Below are 2,021 nucleotides of genomic sequence, written 5' to 3'. Positions count from 1 at the left end.
GCCGGTCGTCGCCGGGGGACGCAGCGCCGGGGCCCGCGTGGCCTGCCGCACCGCCGCCGAGCTCGGCGCCCGGGCGGTCCTCGCGCTCAGCTTCCCGCTGCACCCGCCGGGCCGCCCCGAAAGGACCCGCGCCGACGAGCTGCTGGGCTGCGGGGTGGACGCGCTCGTCGTCCAGGGCGGCAACGACCCGTTCGGGAAGCCCGCCGAATTCCCGCCCGGCGACTACCGGATCACCGAAGTGCCGTACGGCGACCACGGCTTCTCCGTGCCCAGGAAGTCCGGGCTCACGGAGGAGCGCGCGATGGCGGTCCTGACCGCGGCCGTCACCGACTGGCTGGCGGAACTGGCGTGACGCGCGCCCCTCGCACACCCGGGAATGCCCGGTGGGGGGCCGCTGTTGTTCCGGACATCGGTACGCCAACGTCGTAAGTGGAGAGGGAGTCCGTCGCATGGGTTCGACCATCTGCCCACGTCGCTCGAACACCGCTGACCTGGAGTGGACGGTCCTGCACGCGGCCAAGACCGCTCCCGCGCGGTCACTCGGCGGAACGGAACGACAGCCCGCGCCGGACCAAGGTCGACTATTCTCCGATTCGAGCGGGTCCGGTTTCGGCTCCGCCCCAGCGTTGGAGGAGGTGGGTCCGGTCACTGGGACCGACACAGGGACCGACGACGGCCGCCCGCAGGAGACGACGGCCGAGCGCAACGCGCGTTTCGAGCGCGACGCCCTCGGTTTCCTCGACCAGATGTACTCGGCGGCCCTGCGCATGACGCGCAATCCCGCGGATGCCGAGGACCTGGTCCAGGAGACGTATGCCAAGGCGTACGGCTCTTTCCACCAGTTCCGTGAGGGCACCAACCTCAAGGCGTGGATGTACCGCATCCTCACCAACACCTTCATCAACTCGTACCGCAAGAAGCAGCGCGAACCGCAGCGCAGTGCCGCCGAGGAGATCGAGGACTGGCAGCTGGCCCGCGCCGAGTCGCACATGTCGACCGGGCTGCGCTCCGCCGAGTCGCAGGCCCTCGACCACCTGCCCGACTCGGACGTGAAGTCCGCGTTGCAGGCGATCCCCGAGGAGTTCCGCATCGCGGTCTATCTCGCCGATGTCGAGGGCTTTGCCTACAAGGAGATCGCGGACATCATGGGGACTCCCATCGGTACGGTGATGTCCCGACTGCACCGGGGCCGCCGCCAACTGCGCGGCATGCTGGAGGACTACGCCCGTGACCGCGGGCTCGTCCCGGCCGGCGCCGGTGAGTCGGACGATCGGAAAGGCTCGGGCTCATGAGCTGCGGAGAGCCGCACGAGACGGAGTGCGCAGAGGTCCTCGACCACCTCTACGAGTTTCTCGACCGGGAGATGCCCGACAGCGACTGCACCAAGTTCGAGGAGCACTTCGTCGAGTGCTCCCCGTGCCTGGAGAAGTACGGCCTGGAGCAGGCCGTCAAGAAGCTGGTGAAGCGCTGCTGCGGCCAGGACGACGTGCCGGCCGACCTGCGCTCCAAGGTGATGGGCCGCATCGACCTCATCCGCTCGGGACAGGCGGTGCCGGAACAGGACGTCGCGGTCTCCGGTCCCGAGGTGCCGAGCGCGGCCAAGGAGTAGCCGCTCCCCGCTTCACCCGAACGTGCTAATCGCCCCCAACGGCACCCGCCGGGATCACCCCGCTCGCTAGCGTGGCCCCTTCACGAGCGGAGCTGGGGGGCGAGCGAGGGTGAGAGCCACACGCGGGGCGGCGCGGGCCCATATCGGCACCGTCGCCCTCGGCGCGGCCCTGTGCGCCTGGCCCGCCCTGCGGCCGGGCGCCGCCACCCCTTGGACCACCCTCGCCCTGCTCGCCGGGCTCTACCTCGCCTGCGAACTCCTCGCCCGCCGCCCCTTCCCGGTCGGCTTCGTCGGCGCCGGTTCCTTCTTCCCGCTGCTGCTCGCCGCCGCGTTCCTGCTCCCGCCCCCGGCGGCGGCGCTCGTCGCCGTCCCCGGCTCCCTCGCGGGCCGGGCCGGCAAACCGCCCGCCGCC

3 protein-coding genes and 1 pseudogene are annotated in these 2,021 nt (G+C 71.4%); all 4 read left to right on the top strand.

Features of this window, described 5'->3' with window-relative positions; genetic code table 11:
- A partial coding sequence (locus G3I41_RS17570) for an alpha/beta family hydrolase (RefSeq protein ID WP_343242159.1) occupies positions 1–352 on the top strand: 352 nt, incomplete at its 5' end.
- A gap of 283 nt (positions 353–635) precedes the next feature.
- The gene (locus G3I41_RS17565) at positions 636–1,292 is read left to right on the top strand and encodes a sigma-70 family RNA polymerase sigma factor (RefSeq protein ID WP_018105559.1); all 657 of its coding nucleotides are present in this window, start codon (positions 636–638) and stop codon (positions 1,290–1,292) included.
- Positions 1,289–1,609, top strand: coding sequence for a mycothiol system anti-sigma-R factor (rsrA, locus tag G3I41_RS17560; protein WP_164401170.1), 321 nt, complete (start codon positions 1,289–1,291; stop codon positions 1,607–1,609). The genes G3I41_RS17565 and rsrA overlap by 4 nt, the downstream gene beginning before the upstream one ends.
- Positions 1,610–1,718: 109 nt before the next feature.
- Positions 1,719–2,021: pseudogene (locus tag G3I41_RS17555) on the top strand (metal-dependent phosphohydrolase); the annotation flags it as partial.

This window comes from Streptomyces sp. SID9727, from assembly GCF_010550605.1.
In the GTDB taxonomy this organism is placed as follows: Bacteria; Actinomycetota; Actinomycetes; order Streptomycetales; family Streptomycetaceae; genus Streptomyces.
The sequence above is the reverse complement of the archived record's forward strand: the minus strand, read 5'-3'. Positions and strand labels throughout refer to the sequence as shown.

Bases quoted from the DNA above. Each gene is read 5' to 3' on its own strand.
- rsrA (WP_164401170.1), top strand. From the start codon at position 1,289: ATGAGCTGCGGAGAGCCGCACGAGACGGAGTGCGCAGAGGTCCTCGAC.